15 protein-coding genes are annotated in these 16568 nt (G+C 73.0%); 7 read left to right on the top strand and 8 right to left on the bottom strand.

Annotated elements, in window-relative coordinates; translation table 11 throughout:
- Nucleotides 1-19 precede the first annotated feature (19 nt).
- The 3 genes from glpK to AB0F82_RS11200 all read left to right on the top strand — a co-directional run bounded on the left by glpK (nucleotide 20) and on the right by AB0F82_RS11200 (nucleotide 4316).
- The gene (gene glpK, locus AB0F82_RS11210; RefSeq protein WP_356810877.1) at nucleotides 20-1546 is read left to right on the top strand and encodes a glycerol kinase GlpK; all 1527 of its coding nucleotides are present in this window, start codon (nucleotides 20-22) and stop codon (nucleotides 1544-1546) included.
- 40 nt (nucleotides 1547-1586) lie between these two features.
- Nucleotides 1587-3194 carry a glycerol-3-phosphate dehydrogenase/oxidase gene (locus AB0F82_RS11205; RefSeq protein ID WP_362625792.1) on the top strand — a complete coding sequence of 536 codons (1608 nt, stop codon included), beginning with the start codon at nucleotides 1587-1589 and terminating at the stop codon, nucleotides 3192-3194.
- 126 nt (nucleotides 3195-3320) lie between these two features.
- Entirely contained in the window at nucleotides 3321-4316 is a 996-nt protein-coding gene (locus AB0F82_RS11200) for a PAC2 family protein (protein ID WP_356810875.1), read from the top strand.
- A gap of 268 nt (nucleotides 4317-4584) precedes the next feature.
- On the opposite strand, the gene mshC is transcribed toward AB0F82_RS11200, so the two are convergent.
- The 4 genes from mshC to AB0F82_RS11180 form a co-directional block, all read right to left on the bottom strand.
- Nucleotides 4585-5814, bottom strand: a complete 1230-nt coding sequence (gene mshC / locus AB0F82_RS11195; protein WP_362625788.1) for a cysteine--1-D-myo-inosityl 2-amino-2-deoxy-alpha-D-glucopyranoside ligase — start codon at nucleotides 5812-5814, stop codon at nucleotides 4585-4587.
- A gap of 110 nt (nucleotides 5815-5924) precedes the next feature.
- Nucleotides 5925-6773 (bottom strand): SCO1664 family protein, encoded by an 849-nt coding sequence (locus AB0F82_RS11190; protein ID WP_356810873.1) that lies wholly within the window; start codon nucleotides 6771-6773, stop codon nucleotides 5925-5927.
- The gene (locus AB0F82_RS11185) at nucleotides 6737-7327 is read right to left on the bottom strand and encodes a DUF3090 domain-containing protein (RefSeq protein ID WP_030655891.1); all 591 of its coding nucleotides are present in this window, start codon (nucleotides 7325-7327) and stop codon (nucleotides 6737-6739) included. The genes AB0F82_RS11190 and AB0F82_RS11185 overlap by 37 nt, the downstream gene beginning before the upstream one ends.
- A gap of 77 nt (nucleotides 7328-7404) precedes the next feature.
- Entirely contained in the window at nucleotides 7405-8124 is a 720-nt protein-coding gene (locus tag AB0F82_RS11180; RefSeq protein WP_053613248.1) for a histidine phosphatase family protein, read from the bottom strand.
- 55 nt (nucleotides 8125-8179) lie between these two features.
- Here AB0F82_RS11180 and corA point away from each other — a divergent pair, with 55 nt between their 5' ends.
- Entirely contained in the window at nucleotides 8180-9172 is a 993-nt protein-coding gene (corA, locus tag AB0F82_RS11175; protein ID WP_362625784.1) for a magnesium/cobalt transporter CorA, read from the top strand.
- A 9-nt stretch (nucleotides 9173-9181) separates the two neighbouring features.
- Here the strand turns inward: corA and AB0F82_RS11170 are convergent, their stop codons facing one another.
- Entirely contained in the window at nucleotides 9182-9970 is a 789-nt protein-coding gene (locus AB0F82_RS11170; protein WP_362625781.1) for a ferritin-like domain-containing protein, read from the bottom strand.
- Between the two features lie 214 nt (nucleotides 9971-10184).
- The gene (locus tag AB0F82_RS11165) at nucleotides 10185-11234 is read right to left on the bottom strand and encodes an LLM class F420-dependent oxidoreductase (RefSeq protein ID WP_356810870.1); all 1050 of its coding nucleotides are present in this window, start codon (nucleotides 11232-11234) and stop codon (nucleotides 10185-10187) included.
- A gap of 99 nt (nucleotides 11235-11333) precedes the next feature.
- Between AB0F82_RS11165 and AB0F82_RS11160 the strand changes: the two genes are divergently transcribed.
- Nucleotides 11334-12317, top strand: a complete 984-nt coding sequence (locus AB0F82_RS11160; protein WP_356810869.1) for an aldo/keto reductase — start codon at nucleotides 11334-11336, stop codon at nucleotides 12315-12317.
- Nucleotides 12318-12571: 254 nt separating this feature from the next.
- On the top strand, nucleotides 12572-14770 hold the full coding sequence (locus AB0F82_RS11155) for an ATP-binding domain-containing protein (protein ID WP_362626118.1): 2199 nt from the start codon (nucleotides 12572-12574) through the stop codon (nucleotides 14768-14770).
- Between the two features lie 73 nt (nucleotides 14771-14843).
- Here AB0F82_RS11155 and AB0F82_RS11150 read toward each other — a convergent pair whose 3' ends face one another.
- Nucleotides 14844-15524: a hypothetical protein gene (locus AB0F82_RS11150; RefSeq protein WP_356810868.1), complete on the bottom strand. Its 681-nt coding sequence runs from the start codon at nucleotides 15522-15524 to the stop codon at nucleotides 14844-14846.
- 47 nt (nucleotides 15525-15571) lie between these two features.
- Here AB0F82_RS11150 and AB0F82_RS11145 point away from each other — a divergent pair, with 47 nt between their 5' ends.
- Nucleotides 15572-15760: a DUF5703 family protein gene (locus AB0F82_RS11145; RefSeq protein WP_030037337.1), complete on the top strand. Its 189-nt coding sequence runs from the start codon at nucleotides 15572-15574 to the stop codon at nucleotides 15758-15760.
- 40 nt (nucleotides 15761-15800) lie between these two features.
- Here AB0F82_RS11145 and AB0F82_RS11140 read toward each other — a convergent pair whose 3' ends face one another.
- On the bottom strand, nucleotides 15801-16526 hold the full coding sequence (locus AB0F82_RS11140) for a chaplin (RefSeq protein ID WP_362625776.1): 726 nt from the start codon (nucleotides 16524-16526) through the stop codon (nucleotides 15801-15803).
- Nucleotides 16527-16568 lie beyond the last annotated feature (42 nt).

Below are 16568 nucleotides of genomic sequence, written 5' to 3'. Positions count from 1 at the left end.
CCTGCCAGGAGCAGCCATCATGACCAGCAGCACCGGCCCCTTCATCGCCGCGATCGACCAGGGCACCACCTCCTCCCGCTGCATCGTCTTCGACCGCGACGGCCGCATCGTCGCCGTCGACCAGAAGGAGCACGAGCAGATCTTCCCGAAGCCGGGCTGGGTGGAGCACGACGCCACCGAGATCTGGACCAACGTCCAGGAGGTCGTCGCCGGCGCCATCGCCAAGGCCGAGATCACCGCCGCGGACGTCAAGGCGATCGGCATCACCAACCAGCGCGAGACCACGCTGATGTGGGACCGCCACACCGGCGAGCCCGTCCACAACGCGCTGGTCTGGCAGGACACCCGCACCGACACCCTGTGCAAGGAGCTCGGCCGCAACGTCGGCCAGGACCGCTTCCGCCGCGAGACCGGCCTGCCGCTGGCGAGCTACTTCGCGGGCCCCAAGGTCCGCTGGCTGCTCGACAACGTCGAGGGCCTGCGCGAGCGCGCCGAGGCCGGCGACATCCTCTTCGGCACCATGGACTCGTGGGTCATCTGGAACCTCACGGGCGGCGCCCAGGGCGGAGCGCACGTCACCGACGTCACCAACGCCTCGCGCACCATGCTCATGAACCTGCACACCCTCGCCTGGGACGAGAAGATCGCGGAGTCGATGGGCGTCCCGCTCAACGTGCTCCCCGAGATCAAGTCCTCCGCCGAGGTCTACGGCCACGTCAAGGACGGCGTGCTCGCCGGCGTCCCGGTCGCCTCGGCGCTCGGTGACCAGCAGGCCGCCCTGTTCGGCCAGACCTGTTTCGCCGAGGGCGAGGCGAAGTCCACGTACGGCACCGGAACGTTCATGCTGATGAACACCGGCGACAAGATCATCAACTCCTACAGCGGCCTGCTGACCACGGTCGGCTACCAGATCGGCGACCAGAAGCCGGTCTACGCCCTGGAGGGCTCCATCGCCGTCACCGGCTCGCTCGTCCAGTGGATGCGCGACCAGATGGGCCTGATCAAGTCCGCGGCCGAGATCGAGACGCTGGCCTCCTCCGTCGAGGACAACGGCGGCGCCTACTTCGTACCGGCCTTCTCCGGCCTGTTCGCCCCGTACTGGCGCTCCGACGCCCGCGGTGTGATCGCCGGCCTCACCCGGTACGTCACCAAGGCGCACATCGCCCGTGCCGTCCTGGAGGCCACCGCCTGGCAGACCCGCGAGATCACCGACGCCATGACCAAGGACTCGGGCGTCGAGCTCGCCGCCCTCAAGGTCGACGGCGGCATGACCTCCAACAACCTGCTGATGCAGACGCTCTCGGACTTCCTGGACGCCCCCGTGGTGCGCCCGATGGTCGCCGAGACCACCTGCCTCGGCGCCGCCTACGCCGCCGGCCTGGCCGTCGGCTTCTGGCCCGACACGGACGCCCTGCGCGCCAACTGGCGCCGCGCGGCGGAGTGGACCCCGCGGATGCCCGCCGAGCAGCGGGACCGCGAGTACAAGAGCTGGCTCAAGGCCGTGGAGCGGTCCATGGGCTGGGTCGACGACGAAGACGGCAGCTGACCGCACCAGCTGAGTCAATCGACGAGGAGCTGAAAGAGATATGAGCACCCTGCAGAGCGTCCCCGCCCTGGGTACGCACCCGACCGCCGGCGCGAACGCGAGCCGTGCCGAGACCCGTGAGCAGCTGGCGAAGGCCACGTACGACCTGCTGGTCATCGGTGGTGGAATCCTGGGCACCTCGGTGGCCTGGCACGCCGCGCAGTCGGGTCTGCGGGTTGCCATGGTGGACGCCGGCGACTTCGCCGGCGCCACCTCCTCGGCTTCCTCCAAGCTCGTCCACGGCGGCCTGCGCTACCTGCAGACCGGCGCGGTCAAGCTGGTCGCGGAGAACCACCACGAGCGGCGGGTGCTGGCCAAGGACGTGGCCCCGCACCTGGTCAACCCGCTCACCTTCTACCTGCCGGTCTACAAGGGCGGTCCGGTGGGTGCGGCCAAGCTGGGCGCGGGCGTCTTCGCCTACTCCGCCCTCTCGGCCTTCGGCGACGGCATGGGCAAGGTCATATCCCCGGCCCGTGCCGCCGCCGACAACCCCGGTCTGAAGACCGACAACCTCAAGGCCGTCGCGGTCTACTACGACCACCAGATGAACGACTCCCGCGTCGCCGTCATGACGGTCCGCGCGGCCGTCGAGTCGGGCGCGGTCGTCCTCAACCACGCCGAGGTCACCGGGCTGCGCAAGACGCACGGCCGGGTCACCGGCGCCGAGCTCAAGGACCGCCTGGACGGCACCGAGTTCGGGATCGACGCCCGCGTCGTGCTCAACGCCACCGGCCCGTGGGTGGACCACCTGCGGCGCATGGAGGACAAGCACTCGATGCCGTCGATCCGCCTCTCCAAGGGCGCGCACATCGTCATGAAGCGCAAGTCGCCGTGGAAGGCCGCCATGGCCACCCCGATCGACAAGTACCGCATCACCTTCGCCCTCCCGTGGGAGGACCAGCTGCTGCTCGGCACCACCGACGAGGTGTACGAGGGCGACCCGGCGGACGTGCGCGCCACCGAGTCCGACATCCAGCAGATCCTGGACGAGGCGGCCTTCTCGGTGAAGGACGCCGACCTCGACCGCTCGCTGATGACGTACGCCTTCGCCGGCCTGCGCGTGCTGCCCGGCGGCCCCGGCGGCGTGGAGAAGGCCAAGCGCGAGACCGTCGTCTCCGAGGGCGCGGGCGGCATGCTGTCGGTCGCCGGCGGCAAGTGGACCACGTACCGCCACATCGGCCGCGTCGTCATGGACAAGCTGGCCAAGCTCCCGGGCAGCCCGCTGACCGAGGACATGGAGCCCGTGAAGTCCCTCGTACGCCGGATCGCGCTGCCGGGTGTCGCCAACCCGAACGCGGTCGCGCACCGGCTGCTGGTGGACCGTGAGCCCGGCTCGCGGATGGACCCGCTGACTGCCCGCCACCTGGCCTCGCACTACGGCTCGCTGGCCTTCGACATCGCGCGCATCGCGAACGAGGACCCGGCGCTGGCCGAGCGCATCCACCCGGACGGTCCGGAGATCTGGGCGCAGGTCGCCTACGCCCGTGACAACGAGTGGGCCGAGACGGTCGACGACGTGCTGCGCCGCCGCACGACGGTGACGATCCGCGGCCTGGACGACGACGCCGTCCGGGCCCGTGTCGAGGAGATGCTGGCACGCAAGGCATAGCTCTCACGCAGGTGGGGAAGAGGGGCGGTTCCGAGGGGAACCGCCCCTCTGTCGTGGGCTGTGGCCGGTGTCCCCTCAAGGCATAGGCTGACCCACGTACGCAAGGAACTTCGGAAGGAGACCTGGGTGATCGAGCTTGAGGGCGTGCCCGAGCTGATCGACCCGGTCATGGTGGCCGCGTTCGAGGGCTGGAACGACGCGGGTGACGCGGCCTCCGGTGCGGTCGCACACCTGGACCGGGAGTGGAAGGGCGAGGTCTTCGCGGCTCTGGACGCCGAGGACTACTACGACTTCCAGGTCAACCGGCCCACGGTGTGGCTGGACAACGGGGTACGGAAGATCACGTGGCCGACGACCCGGCTCTCGGTGGTCCGCATCGGCGGCGCCAAGCCGCGCGACCTGGTGCTGGTGCGCGGGATCGAACCGTCCATGCGGTGGCGGTCGTTCTGCAACGAGATCCTGGGCTTCGCGCACGAGCTGGGCGTGGAGATGGTGGTCATCCTGGGCGCCCTGCTCGGGGACACGCCGCACACCCGGCCGGTGCCGGTGAGCGGGGTCACCTCGGACGCGGACCTGGCGCGGACGATGGACCTGGAGGAGACCAAGTACGAGGGCCCCACGGGCATCGTGGGCATCCTCCAGGAGGCCTGTACGCATGCGGGCGTGCCCGCGGTGTCGCTGTGGGCGGCCGTCCCGCACTACGTGTCGCAGCCGCCGAACCCGAAGGCGACGCTGGCCCTGCTGAACCGGCTGGAGGACCTGATCGACATCAGGATCCCGCTGGGCGAGCTGCCGGAGGACGCGCGGGCGTGGCAGCTGGGCGTGGACCAACTGGCCGCCGAGGACAGCGAGGTGGCGGAGTACGTCCAGACGCTGGAGGAGGCGCGCGACACCGCCGACCTGCCGGAGGCGTCGGGTGACGCGATCGCCCGGGAGTTCGAGCGGTACTTGCGGCGGCGTGACCCTGCGGCGGGCCCGGCGGCGGATCCGGGTGACGGCTCGTACCTGCGGGACACGTCGAGCGGTCTGACGCGTCCGCCGAAGCGGAAGCCGGACCCCGCGGGGGAGGAGGCGCCCGCCGATCCGGCGGAGGAGCAGGGGGACGACACCCCGGAAGCGTGACCCGCGCGGCGCCGCGGCGCAAGCACCCCGGGCTGCGCCCGGCCGGGTGGGGCTCCGCCCCGCACCCCGCGCCTCGAACTCCGGCGGGGCTGGTTCTCCCAGCCCGTCCGGCGTTGCAGAAGGACCGGGTCCAGGAGAGCCCTCGGAGCGGTGGAAGGGCGGGTAGGGGACGGCTCCGCGCCAGCGGCGGCCCGGACCTGCGCGCCCGGACAGGGCGATGCCCCCGGCCCGGGTGGGGCCGGGGGCATCGGCGCCAGGGCCGCGGCGGCTACAGGGCCACGCCCAGCAGGGCGTCCACGGTGCGGGAGACCAGGCCGGGGGCCGACTCGTCGTCGCCGTCGGTGGCGTTCTGGAGCTCCACCCAGCGGTCCACGGCCGCGAGCGCCGCGGGGGCGTCCAGGTCGTTCGCCAGGGCCTCGCGGACCTCTTCGAGGACCGCGTCCGCCGCGATGCCGTCCGGCCGGGAGACCGCCGCGCGCCACCGCTCCAGCCGGGCCGCGGCCTCGTCGAGGACGGCGTCCGTCCACTCCCAGTCGGCCCGGTAGTGGTGCGAGAGCAGGGCCAGGCGGATCGCCGCCGGGTCCACGCCGGCGCGGCGCAGCGCCGAGACGAAGACGAGGTTGCCCTTCGACTTCGACATCTTCTCGCCGTGCAGGGCGACCATGCCGGCGTGGACGTACGCCTTGGCCATCGGGAACTCGCCCGTCAGCGCCTGCGCGTGCGACGCGCCCATCTCGTGGTGCGGGAAGGCGAGGTCGGAGCCGCCGCCCTGGATGTCGAAGCCCATGCCCAGGTGGTCCAGGGCGATCGCGACGCACTCGATGTGCCAGCCCGGCCGGCCGCGGCCCAGCGAGCCGCCGTCCCAGCTCGGCTCGCCCGGGCGAGCCGCCATCCACAGCATCGGGTCCAGCGGGTTCTTCTTCCCCGGGCGCTCGGGGTCGCCGCCCCGCTCCGCCGAGAGCAGGCGCATCGCCTCGGCGTCGAGGCGGGAGACGCCGCCGAAGTGCGGGTCGGACTCCACCGAGAAGTAGACGTCGCCCTCCAGCTCGTACGCGGCGCCCGCGTCCCGCAGCCGCTCGACCAGCGGCACGATGCCGGGTATGGCCTCGACGGCTCCGATGTAGTGCTGCGGCGGCAGCATCCGCAGGGCCGTCATGTCCTCACGGAAGAGCGCGGTCTCGCGCTCGGCCAGCTCGGTCCAGTCGTGGCCGTCGCGCAGCGCCCGCTCCAGGAGCGGGTCGTCGACGTCGGTGACGTTCTGGACGTAGTGGACCTGCCGCTTGGTGTCGAGCCACACGCGCTGTACGAGGTCGAACGCGTTGTAGGTCGCCGCGTGACCGATGTGGGTCGCGTCGTACGGGGTGATGCCGCAGACGTAGATACGGGCGACGGGACCGGGGGCGAGGGTGATCGTCCCCTGGGTCGCGGTGTCGTGGATCTGGAGGTCGCGGCCCTTACCGGGAAGGGCGGGGACCTCAGAAGCGGGCCAGGCATGCATGTGTCGAGCCTAACCGGACGGATGTTCCGGAAACGAACTGGACCTGCACTGTTGTCTTGATCGGCACTCTTGCGGTCTGGCCGGTTCTGTGCGTATGGCCGGTGGCCGGTTCAGACCGGTGGCCAGGGGATCGCCGGCCACTGCCCGGACGGCTGGGGGTGCGTTCCGGTGCGCAGCATGTGCGCCACCCGCTCCCGTGCGGCGGCCAGCTCGGCCGCCGTGATCAGTTCGGCCAGCCGGGTGGCGAGGGGGGCTCCCTCGGCCAGCTCCGCGGCCAGCGCGGTGAGCGCCCGGCGGGCCTCGTGCGTCAGCGGCTCCCCCGCCCAGCCCCACAGCAGGGTGCGCAGCTTGTCCTCGGTGTGGAAGGTCACTCCGTGGTCGATGCCGTAGATCCGTCCGTCGGGAGCGGGCAGCAGGTGCCCGCCCTTGCGGTCACCGTTGTTGATCACGGCGTCGAGGACGGAGAGCCGGCGCAGCCTGGGGTCGTCGGCGTGGACGAGCAGGGCGGTGCGGCCCTCTCCCACCTCGGCGAAGGCCACGGGCTTCCAGCCCTCACCGGCCTCCTCGCCGTCGACGAGGGCGAGGAGCCCGTCCTCCGGGGAGTCGCCCTGCGGCTGCCGGGCTTCGATCCACTGCTGGACCATGCCCTCGCCGTAGGGCCCGTCGCGCAGCACGGTGGCGGGCACCAGGCCCCATCCGGTGGCCTCGGAGACCAGGTAGGCGGCGACCTCCCGCTGGGCGAGGCTGCCGTCGGGGAAGTCCCACAGCGGCCGTTCGCCCTTGACCGGCTTGTAGACGCAGTCGGTGCTCGCGCCGTCGTACGTGACGGTGCACAACAGCACCGCGTTGGACGCCTCCCGGATCCGGCCGACGACGGTCAGCTCGCCCTTGGCGAGCAGTTCCTCCATGTCCCCCTGGCCGGTCACGCCTGGCGCCGGTAGCCGTTCTGGCGCGGGCACACGTGTCCCTCCGGGTCCAGCGGCAGACTGCACAGCGGACACGGCGGGCGGCCGGCGTTGACCACGTCCAGGGCGCGCTTGGCGAAGGCGCGCGCCTGGGCGCCGGTGAGGCGGACCCGCAGCATCGGCGGGCCGTTCTCCTCGTCCTGGAGCAGCCGTTCCTCCGCCTCGGCGAGGTCCTCGTCGGACTCGGCGTCCAGCTCCACCAGGGCCTGGGCCTCGACGATCATCCGCTGTTCCTCGCCGTCCCAGGCCAGGGCCATGGTGCCGACGCGGAACTCCTCCTCGACGGGGACGTCCAGCGGGGCGGTGTCGGCGGCCTCCGCGGGGGCCATGGCCGGGACCGGGGCGTTTCCGCCGGTCCGCCGCACGACCTCGTCCAGCAGCTCGTCCATCCGCTCGGCGAGTGCGGCGACCTGGGTCTTCTCCAGGGAGACGCTGGTGACGCGGGGGCCGGCAGAGGCCTGCAGGAAGAACGTACGGCGTCCCGGCAAGCCGACCGTGCCGGCCACGAAGCGGTCCGGCGGGTCGTAGAGGAACACCTGACGGGGCACGTCCAGTCTCCAAGTCTCGGCGGCGGGGGCCGGTCTGCGCCCTTGTGTGGGCCCGTCCACCCTACTGCGCCCTGCGATCACGCCGCGCCCGCGCCGCCTCCCACGACCGCGTTCCCGGAGTCCTCGGCGTCCTTGTCCGAGGCGACCGGCTCGGGCGCGGCCGGCCGCCGTACGAGCGAGCCGAAGTCCCCGGTGTCGCCCAGCCGGAACACGAACGGCCGGGTCTGCGTGTAGCGGATCGCCGTCACCGAGCAGGGGTCGACGTGGATGCGCTGGAAGAGGTCCAGGTGCATGCCCAGGGCGTCGGCGACAAGGGACTTGATGATGTCGCCGTGCGAGCACATCAGGAAGACGGCGTCGCTGCCGTCCCGCTCCTCGATCCGCGCGTTCCAGTCGCGTACGGCGTCCACGGCGCGCGCCTGCATGGCCCGCATGGACTCGCCGCCGGGGAAGGCGGCCGCCGACGGGTGCTGTTGCACGATCTTCATCAGCGGTTCTTCGGAGAGTTCCGAGAGTTTGCGCCCGGACCAGTCGCCGTAGTGGCACTCGCCGATCCGCTCGTCCGTGTGCAGTTCCAGCTCGGGCCTCGCGGCCAGCAGGGGTGCGAGGGTCTCCCGGCAGCGCTGCAGGGGGCTGGTGACGGCGGCGGCGAGCGGCACGCCCGCGAGCCGTCCGGGGAGCGCGGCGGCCTGCTCGGCGCCGCGCTCGTCGAGGGCCACGCCGGGGGTCCATCCGGCGAGCAGCCCTGCGGTGTTGGCGGTGGACCGCCCGTGTCGTACGAGGATCAGCGTGGCCATGGGGGCCAGCGTAGGCGGTGCGGGAGGGGTGCGGGGGCCTCGGCGGCGGGGGACAATGTTCGGCGTGATTGTCGACTGCGCGATTTATCGGGACGGTCGCCGCGCCAAGGGTCCGGAGGACTTCTCCGACGCCCTGGACGAGGCCCGGGCGAGCGGTGACGCCTTCCTCTGGATCGGCACCTACGAGCCGACGGAGGCGGAGTTCGATCACGTCCGCCGGGAGTTCGGCCTGCACCCGCTGGCAGTGGAGGACGCGCTCAACGCCCACCAGCGCCCCAAGCTGGAGGTGTACGACGACTCGCTGTTCGTCGTGCTGAAGCCGGTGGTCTACGACGAGGCCACGGACACCGTGACCGCGGGCGAGCTGATGGTGTTCATAGGCGATTCGTTCGTCGTCACGGTCCGGCACGGCGAGGGGGCCCCGCTGGCCGCCGTGCGCCACCGGCTGGAGCAGGAGCCGGACGTGCTGCGGCACGGCCCGACGGCGGTGCTGTACGCGGTGTGCGACGCGGTGGTGGACCACTACATCGAGGTGGCGGCCGAACTCCAGTCGGACCTGGAGGAGCTGGAGGCGGAGGTCTTCGCTCCGAACGCCTCGGACACCAAGAACACCGCGGCCCGCATCTACGGCTTCAAGCGGCAGGTGCTGGAGTTCCGGCGGGCGACGAACCCGCTGCTGGCGCCGATGGACCGGCTCGCCTTCGGGCAGGTCCCCTTCGTCCACGAGCACGCCCGGCCGTTCTTCCGCGACGTCGCCGACCACCTGACCAAGGCGAGCGAGTACATCGAGGGCCTGGACCGGCTGCTGTCGGACGCGCTGGCCGCGCACCTCGCCCAGACGGGGCTGCGGCAGAACGACGACGTACGGAAGATCTCGGCCTGGGCGGCGATCGCGGCGGTGCCGACGATGGTCGCGGGGATCTACGGGATGAACTTCGACCACATGCCCGAGCTCCACCGGTGGTGGGGCTATCCGGGGGTGCTCGTGCTCATGGCGGGCACCTGTCTGGGCCTGCACCGGCTGTTCAAGCGCCGGGGCTGGCTCTGAGGCCCCCCGCTACGCGAACTCGGGGGCGGTGGCGGATGCGCCGCCGAGGGCGTTGCGCCGCTCGGGCATCCGCAGGTCGACCATCCGGTGCCAGCCGCTGAAGCGCTCGTACCCGTACGTCGCGCGGATTCCGGCGGCCAGCAGGGCGGCCTTCGGCGCGGGCCAGTGCAGCAGCCGTCCCATGTGGTCCATGACGGCGAGGCTCACGTCGCGGTACACGGCGATCTCGGCGAGGGCGCTCTCGCGCAGTACCCGGTGGATGGTCCGGCCGTGGCCGGCGCGGGCCAGGCGCAGCAGTTCCTCGTGGCAGTAGGCGAGGTGGCTGTCCTCGTCGTTGCTGATCATGTGGATGGCCTTGCCCACCACGGGGTGGTCGCCGAAGTGCTTGACCAGCATGTCCATCTGGTCGGCGGCGCGCTGTTCGGTGACGCGGCTGTGCGCGAGGTAGACGACGACGTCCTCCTCGCTCAGCGACTCCTGGCGGCGCAGCTTGTCGTGGGCGAGGCCGATGCCGCGGCGTTCGAGCAGCATCGTGTAGTCGGTCTCGGGCGGTACGGGGACGGTTTCCAGGCCGCGTTGGCGGAGCAGGGCGTGGAAGATCCGGCCGTGCTTGTCCTCGTCGGCGCCGTGCCGGGTGATCTTGGGCGCGAGGTCGCGCATGCCGTCCGGGACCAGGGCCGCGATACGGGCGTTCTCCCAGCCGCCCTGGGCTTCCCCGCTGGCGGCGATGGAGCAGAACAGCTGGAAGGAGTCGTCGTTGTCGACGATCTCCTGGAACAGGCTGCGGGCAGAGAGCATGCAACGAGTCAAACGCCGGTCCGGGGGCGGGGCAACCGAGAGGTGGCACTACTCGTCCGAATGAACGAACCGCCGGTCGGGCCGGGGTGCGTAACCCCTTGGACGTCCGGCGCGTTGTTGGCTGTGTCGGCCGTGGCGGGGAAGACCCCCCGAGCCCCCACCACGGCCGCAGAGCTTTCAGGCGGCGTCCGGCCCCGCCCGTCCGGCCTCCGGCTCAGGCGAGGCCCGCGAGCTCCATGGCCTCGGTGCCGGCGCGCAGGGCGGCGATCCGCTCGTCCAGGGTGAAACCGGCCGGCGCCAGCGTGAGGGTGGTGACCCCGGCCTCCGCGTAGGCCCGCATCCCGTCGGCGATCCGCTCGACCGGGCCGAGCAGCGTCGTCGAGTCGATCAGCGAGTGCGGGACGGCCTCGGCCGCGCCGTCCTTGTCGCCGGCCAGGTACTTGTCCTGGATCTCGGCGGCTTCCTTCTCGTAGCCCATGCGCTGGGCCAGCTGGTTGTAGAAGTTCTGCTTCCGGCTGCCCATGCCGCCCACGTACAGGGCGGTGTAGGGGCGGAACATGTCGGCGAGGGCCGTCACGTCGTCGCCGAGGGCCAGCGGCACCGTCGGGCAGACGTCGAAGCCGTCCATCGTCAGTCCGGCCTTCTCGCGGCCCGCCCGGATGTGGGCGAGCGCGGTGGCCTCCAGGTGCTCGGCGGCCGGGAAGATCAGCAGGGCGCCGTCGGCGATCTCGCCGGTCTGCTCCAGGTTCTTGGGCCCGATGGCGGCGATGTAGAGCGGGATGTGCTCGCGCTCGGGGTGCACGGTCAGCTTGATCGGCTTGCCCGGGCCGCCCGGCAGCGGAAGGGTCCAGTGCTCGCCCTCGTAGCTCAGCCGCTCGCGGGACATGGCCTTGCGGACGATCTCCACGTACTCACGGGTGCGGGCGAGCGGCTTGTCGAACTTGACGCCGTACCATCCCTCGGAGACCTGGGGGCCGGAGACGCCGAGGCCGAGCCGGAAGCGGCCCTTGGTGAGCGAGTCGAGGGTGGCTGCGGTCATCGCGGTCATGGCGGGCTGCCGGGCGGGGATCTGGAGGATCGCCGAGCCGACGTCGATGCGCTCGGTCTGGGCGGCGACCCAGGCCAGGACGGTCGGGGCGTCCGAGCCGTATGCCTCCGCCGCCCAGCAGACGTCGTAGCCGAGGCGGTCGGCCTCCTGGGCGACGGCGAGGTTGTCGGCGTCCATGCCCGCCCCCCAGTAACCGAGATTGATGCCGAGCCGCATGTTCGTCCCCTTACCGGTGTACCGATCAGTAACGTTGGTGTGCGGGGACTGTAGCGCGCCCGGGTCCTCCACGTCAGCGCCCCAGTAGTCTCAGCGCTCATGGAGCAGAGGCATCTCGGCCGCACCGGACTGCGCGTCTCCCGGATCGGCCTCGGCACCCTCACCTGGGGCCGCGACACCGGCGAGGAAGCCGCCGCCGAACAGGTGAAGGCGTTCTGGGAGGCGGGCGGCACCCTCGTCGACACCGCCGACGTCTACGGCGGCGGTGAGGCGGAGTACCTCCTCGGGCGGCTGGTGGGCGGGCTCGTCCCGCGCCGGGACCTGGTGATCGCGACGAAGGCGGGCAGCGTCCCGGACCCGGACCGGCGCTTCGACGGCTCGCGCGGCCATCTGCTCGCGGCCCTGGACGACTCGCTGGACCGGCTGGGCACCGACCACGTCGACCTGTGGCAAGTCCACGCCTTCGATCCGGCGACGCCGGTGGAGGAGACGCTGCAGGCCCTGGACCTGGCGGTGAGCAGCGGCCGGGCCCGGTACGCGGGGGTGGCGGGCTTCTGCGGCTGGCAGCTGGCGAAGGCGGCCACCTGGCAGCTCGCGGCCCCCGGGGTACGGACCCGGATCGCCTCGACGCAGATGGAGTACTCGCTGCTCCAGCGCGGGGTGGAACGGGAGGTGCTGCCGGCCGCGCTGGACCTGGGGGTCGGTCTACTGCCGTCCTCCCCGCTGGGGCGCGGGGTGCTGACCGGCAAGTACCGGGACGGCACCCCGGCCGACTCGCGGGGCGCCTCGGAGTCCCTGGCCGCGCTGGTGGAGCCGTACCTCGACGACGCGGCGGGCCGGATCGTGGACGCGGTGGTGACGGCGGCCCAGGGCCTGGCCGTGACCCCGCTCCAAGTGGCTCTGGCGTGGATCCGGGACCGGCCGGGTGTGGTCGCGCCGATCGTCGGCGCGCGGACGTCGGCGCAGCTCGCGGCGGCGTTGTCGGTGGAGGCGCTTAGTCTTCCGGAGGAGATCTGCCGGGCGCTGGACGACGTGTCGGCGCCGGAGCACCGCTATCCCGATCAGGACTGGAGCACGCTGTGAGTACGGACCGTCAGGCCGAAGCCGCCACCGCTGCCGCGGAGGCCCTGAGCGGGCCCGACGCCGAGCGGGCCGCGCCGCACGTCGAGGACGGCCGGGCGGCGCAGACCGAGCCGGGCGAGCGCGAGCCCGAGCCCGAGCCCGAGGCAGGCTCCGCCGCACCCCACGGCGAAGCAGACGGGGACGGCCCCACCGATGACGAAGGCCAGGGGTCGAAGCACCCGGCCGGTGACGTGGGTCCGGGGGCAGAGCCCCCCATGACCGCCGCTGACGGTGACTCGGGCGCGGAGCCGGCCGTGGACGCCCCCGCCGGGCACGCGGACCAGGGAGCGGAGCCCCCGGTGGACGCCCCGGCCGGGGACGGGGGTCCGGGGGCGGAGCCACCGGTTTCGGGAAGGGGCGGGGTGGGGGAAAACCCCGCAGGGCCAACCTCCGAGCCCGGGGCGCAGGCTCCCGCGGCAGCCGCCGACACGGCCGGGGCCGAGCCCGCCGCAGGCGGCGGGCTCAGCGAGGCCCAGGCCGAACTGGCCGCGCAGAAGATCGAGCGGGAGCGGATCGCCCGGCGCAAGGCCGAACGCGAAGGACCCGTCGAAGCAGGCGCGAAGCTCAGCGGGAAGGCCGCCGACCTGCTGGCCGCCGTACGGGCGGTGGAGGGCGGCGCGAAGCCCTCCGCCGCCTACTTCGACGACGCACCGGCCGCCCCCCGCAAGGCGGCCCCCGCTCCCCAGGCGCCACGTCCCGCCGCCGCCCCGGCTCCGGCGGCCGCGCCCGTCGCACCCTCCGCCGACGCCGTCGACGGCGTACGGGCCGTCCTGGCCCGCGGCGGCGCGCCCGAGTCGCTGGCGGGACCCGTCGCGGCGGCCCTCGGTGACGGCGCCGCGCAGGAGCTCTCGCAGAACCCGTGGCGCCTGCTGGCGGTCCCCGCCGTGCGTCCGACGCAGGCGGACGGCTTCGCCCGCGCCCTGCTGGGCGCGGGGGCCGGTCCCGGGGACGAGCGCCGCACGGCCGTCCTGGTGGGCTGGCTGCTGGCCCAGGCGGGTCTGAAGGGGCACACCGCGCTGGAGGTTCCGGTCCTGGAGAAGGCCCTGGCCCAGTACGGCGTGCCGGATCCGGCCGAGGCGCTGGAGCAGGCCGTCGCGGAGGCCTCGGTACTGGTCTTCCACGAGCCCCTCGGCCCGCCGGTGGAGGAGGGCGAGGAGCAGCCCGTACGGATCCTAGTGGGCCTGGAGGGCGCCGCGATGGCCGAGGAGAGCCTGGCCGACGGCCTGGCCCGGCTGGCCGGCACCTTCGGCGACCCGGCGGACTGGGAGCAGGCCGCCGCGGCCGCGCCGGACCGGTCCTCCGCCGAGCTGATCCGCGCGGTCGCCGGCCATGGTCTGGTCACTCATACGGGTGGCGAGGCCTCCCGGGCCGAACCGCTCGCACTGGCCGCGGCGGCCCGTGGACTGGGCCTGCGCGTCTGCGTGGCCGCGCACGCCCCCGGCGGCCCGGATGCGGTGACGGTGGCGGAGCTGCTGTCCGGCCAGGAAGGGCCCGGGCGGGACGCGGACGGGCAGTTCGCACTGGACCTGCTGGTCGTGCTGGACGCGCCGCAGCTGGACGTGGAGAGCGCCGCCGCGCTGGTCGAGGGCATGGCGGACGGGACCCGGCTGGTCCTGTCCGGAGACCCCGGAGTGCTCGGCTCCGCGGGCGCGGGCCGAGTGTTCGCCGATGTACTGGCAGCGCGTACCTGCCCCCAGCTGGTCTCCCGCACCCCTGACCCGGGGCCCGTCGGCGAGCTCGTCTCCGGCGTGGGGATCGGGGAGCTGAACCAGGTCGACGCCCCCGGCAAGGAGGTCGTGATCGTCCCGGTGCAGGACGCCGGGGAGGCCGTGCACCGCGCGGTGCAGCTGGTGGCGGAGTCGGTGCCGCGGGCCTTCGGGATCCCGGCGGACAGCGTGCAGGTGATCACCCCGGGGCACGGCGGGTCCGCGGGGACGCGGGCGCTGAACGCCGCGCTCAAGGAGCGGCTCAATCCCGGCCCGGGCCGGTTCGGCGGCTTCGACCCCGGCGACCGGGTGGTCCACGTCCCCTCCCCTGGGCGGGCGCTTCCGGCCCGTGTGGTGTCGGCCGACGCCCAGGGGCTGCACCTGGACCGCGCGGGAGTGCGGATCGTCGTACCGAAGGACCTGGTCGAGTCCCAGGTCCGGCACGGCTGGGCGGTGACGGCGCACCAGGCGGTCGGGGCGCGCTGGCCGGCGGTCGTGGTCGTACTGCCGGGCGACGCGGCGCAAGCCCTGTCGCGGGACTGGGTCTACACGGCGTTCGGGCGGGCCGAGCGGCACCTGTCGGTGGTGCACGGCGTCGACCAGGCACTGCCGCGCGCGGTCGCCGAGGTACTGCCGAAGCCGCGTACGACGCGGCTGGCGGGTCTGCTGAAGGCGCTCGCGGCGGCGGGCGAACAGCCGGAGCAGTAGACGGCCGCGGCCTCCCGCCACGAAGGGCGGGAGGCCGCGGTGCCGGCATGTGTCAGGGGTCGGGGGGCGGGGGTCAGGCGGGAGTAAGGCCCGGCCGGGTGGTTTCGTCCTCCTCCTGGGCGTCGTCGACGTCCTCGGCGTCGTCGAACTCGTCGGCCTCCTCGTCGAAGACGGAGCTGACGTCGAACCGGTGCAGCACGTCCTGCGGGTCGATGTGCCCGAAGGGCGAGCCCAGCCACTCCCCCGGTTCCGCCATGTCCTCCGAGGCGGCGACCCAGAGCGTGGAGTCGCCCTCCTCCAGTCCGAAGTCCTTGTACCGGGAGGCGATCTCGTCGGGCTCGTACTCCCCGAAGAGGACGCCGAGGGCGTCGGCGGTGCCTCCGTCGTGGACGAAGTCGGCGTCCCGGTCGTGTGCGGCGACCCGTTCCGCCTGCGCGATCAGCCGCGCCGGTTCGACGACGGCGTAGTCGCGGCGGATGAGCACGCTGAAGGCGGCCGGTTCGGCGGGACCGGTGTACGGGACGCCGTCCTCGGGCGTCGGGATCTCGAAGGGAGTGACCTCGTCGTAGCGGTCGTAGAGGAGCTCGTCGTATTCCTCGGCGGCGGCGGCGAGTTCGTTGAAGGCGGCGTAGACGTCCGGATCCTCGTCCCCGATCCTGCGCTCGACCGCGGCGAGGTGGCGGTCGAGCGCGGCCTTGACCGCCTCGGCGGCGGCGCGGACCTCGGCAACAGTGGGCAGAGCGGCATCAGACATAGAGCAGACGCTATCCGTAGCAGGGCTCTGCCCGCACAATAGATGCGATGCCGGAATACGAATTTGTCGACGTGTACGTGCCCCGCGGCGTCCCTCGCAAGGAGGCGACCCGCCTGCTGACCGACCATGCCGAGTACGGAAACTGGGAGATCGACCGGCTGAGCCTGCACCGGGACGGCAGCCGCCGCGTGCGGCTGCGCCGCCGGATCATCCGCCAGGTCCGCGCGACCTGGTGAACGCGGGCCCCGGGGGCGGGGCCCGCGTCGTGAGCGACCGTCAGGCGGCGTTCCTGGAACGCCGGTAGAGCACGGTGCCGGCCAGCAGCAGGCCACCCGCGATCGGGAGGCCGGCGGTCAGGACGTCACCGGCGCCGGTGGCGGCGAGGCCGGGGTGCGCCTCGGTGCCGCTTCCCGTGCCGGGGTGCGTGACGGGGGTGACGGAACCGGTACCCGGGTTGGCCGGGTTGCCGGGGGTACCCGGGGTTCCGGGGTTGCCGGGGTTACCCGGAGTGCCGGGGTTACCCGGAGTGCCGGGGTTGCCCGGGGATCCGGGGTTGCCGGGGGTACCCGGGTTACCCGGAGTGCCGGGGTTCCCCGGGGTACCGGGGTTACCCGGAGTGCCCGGGTTCCCGGGGTTGCCGGGGTTGCCGGGCGTGCCGGGGTTCCCGGGCGTGCCAGGGTTCCCGGGGTTGCCCGGGTGGTCGTCGCAGGGTTCATCGTCGCCGGGGTTGCCCGGCTGGCCGGGGTTGCCGGGATGGCCGGGGTTGCCCGGCTGGCCGGGGTTGCCGTGGCCCGAGGCGTTGGCGCAGTGGTTGCCGAAGGCCGGGTTGAGGCCTCCCACCACCGTCACCGTGTTCCCGCAGGCGTTCACCGGCGCGTCCACGGGCGCCTGCACGGTGTTCCCGGACAGCAGGCCCGGAGAGTTCTTCGCATGCCCTGTAGCGGCTGAGTCCGCGTGTGCGTAGCCCCCGCCCAGCGCGAGGACACCCCCCGCGGCAGCCATGGTGATCAGGGTCTTTCTGGTGACCTGTGCCGGTCGTCGCAT

It is taken from the genome of Streptomyces virginiae, assembly GCF_040638905.1.
GTDB classification, from domain to species: Bacteria; Actinomycetota; Actinomycetes; order Streptomycetales; family Streptomycetaceae; genus Streptomyces; species Streptomyces virginiae_B.
Note: the sequence above shows the minus strand (reverse complement) of the source record. Positions and strands in the feature narration are given on the sequence as shown.